At 61.9% G+C, this 1,404-nt stretch carries 1 protein-coding gene and 1 pseudogene; both read left to right on the top strand.

Going from position 1 to position 1,404, the window contains the following annotated elements; all coding sequences use genetic code 11:
* Positions 1 to 459: pseudogene (locus AACY02_RS25895) on the top strand (type VI secretion system tip protein VgrG); the annotation flags it as partial.
* Entirely contained in the window at positions 456 to 1,289 is an 834-nt protein-coding gene (locus AACY02_RS25890; RefSeq protein WP_339434354.1) for a DUF4123 domain-containing protein, read from the top strand. The pseudogene AACY02_RS25895 and the gene AACY02_RS25890, both read left to right, overlap by 4 nt.
* Positions 1,290 to 1,404 lie beyond the last annotated feature (115 nt).

Raw genomic sequence — 1,404 nt, 5'->3', positions numbered from 1 at the left:
GAACAGGTCGACCACCACAGCACCAGCCTGATCAAGGCTGACGAACACCACACCACCGACGGGACGCGCAACACCGTCATCGGCAGCGACGACCTGCTCAGCATCAGCGGCAACAGCAGCACCACGGCGGATGGAACGCTGGTGATTCAGGCCGGGCCGCATGCGCGGGTTACCGCGAGCCAAGTGGTGATTGATGCCGGGACAAGCCTGACGCTGAGTGCTGGCGGTCATCACATCGTCATCAATTCGGGGGGGATCTTCAGCAGCGTCGCTATCGTCGAGGGCGGCGCGCCAGTGGTGGGTGTCACGGCGCAGACAGCGTTGGCGGCAGCGCCCGAAGATCCACAGGCGCTGATCGCGCTGTCCATCACCACGCAAATAGCCGCGCTGGCTCAGGCCGCAGAGCAAGCCGCTTCAGTCTGCGCCGCGTGCGAAAAACTGGCGCAGGTGAACGCATGAGTCGGGCTTATCTGTTGCTGGATCGAATCCAGATCGACAAACTTTCGGATCGCCTGTTCGAGCTGACGGGCGGCGCGCCTGTTCACTCGCTTTATCAGCGTACCGCCTACAGCGCTTTGGAAAAGGCCGGCCCCGTGCTGATCGGTGTGACCCCCGATAGCCCGTTGGCAACGGTTTTTTGGCAGGAGTGGAGCGCAACGGCGGGCATCTGGCTGGAGTCTGAGGCCGACGAAGATCAAGCGCTGGCGCATTTGCGCGGCCTGATCCACGCGCGGGTTGACGGGGGTGCGACGGTTTTCTTTCGTTTCTACGACCCGCGTATTACCGCGTTGTGGCTGAAGGATTTGCCCTCGCCTGAGCGTGATCGACTGATGGGGCCAGTACGGCTGATTCGTCTGCCGGATTCACAGATCAATCAGCAAACCGAGCACCCCGCGATCCCGTATGCGCACAAGCCCTGGCTGGTGCTGACGGCGGAACAACTCGATCACCTTAACGCGGCCAAGCGCCAGTCTTTTGCCAGACAGTTGATCGAGCACGGTCAACGCTATTTCCCCCAATACCTCAACACAATGGATTCGACAGCTTTGCAGCAATGGGCCATGGAGTGTCAGGCCAGTGCTGCACGGCGGGGCTTCAGTGCCGTCGATGAAGTCCTGCGCTGGGCGCGTTTCTTCACAGTGCTGGGCACTGACTTTCCCGATGGTGCCGAGCACGGCGCCTACCGGCGTTTGCTGGACGAACCCCGAGTGTTGCCGCACCAGCGTCTGGACAACCTCAACAGCGCATTGACGCACCAATTGCTGACCGACAAGGACTTCGCCCGATGAGCGCCGAAAAACTGGCCATGGTCGACGAGGCCGCTCAGGCCGAACGCGAGGCCAAAGCCCAGCCACACGCTGATATCAGTTGCACGGTGCATCCGTGTCCCGCCAGTCAGCCCGA

Origin of the sequence: Pseudomonas sp. EA_65y_Pfl2_P78 (genome assembly GCF_963970495.1) — a bacterium.
GTDB lineage: Bacteria > Pseudomonadota > Gammaproteobacteria > Pseudomonadales > Pseudomonadaceae > Aquipseudomonas > Aquipseudomonas baetica_A.
Note: the sequence above shows the minus strand (reverse complement) of the source record. Positions and strands in the feature narration are given on the sequence as shown.